The 322-nt window shown below is 52.2% G+C and carries 1 pseudogene; it reads left to right on the plus strand.

The features are described from left to right. Positions 1-160 (plus strand): annotated as a pseudogene (locus CHH91_RS21610) (IS110 family RNA-guided transposase); the annotation flags it as partial. Positions 161-322: the final 162 nt, after the last annotated feature.

Raw genomic sequence — 322 nt, forward strand, 5'->3', positions numbered from 1 at the left:
ACACTACACTAGCCGACCCCTGAATCCGCTTCGAAAGAAGCAATCGTTGGTCGTTCTGTGTGGAAAGTTGTTAAAAGTCCTATATGCGCTCGTCGTCAAACGGGAGCCATTTAATGGGTCCAAGCTACTCGCAGATGTGATGCGATTCCAAGCTACCTGATCAAGCATTCAACGGTCCAACAAACGGGTGACACGGAGAAGCCGGCCTGATACCATCCATCCGACCACGAGTCCCTATAGGAGCTTTGCCAGCCTCTGCCGTATGACTAGACCGAACGAAGGAATGTCGGCACATGATGCCCAGAGACATGGGAAGGTGAGG

Origin of the sequence: Virgibacillus sp. 7505, assembly GCF_002272135.1 — a bacterium.
GTDB lineage: Bacteria > Bacillota > Bacilli > Bacillales > Amphibacillaceae > Terribacillus.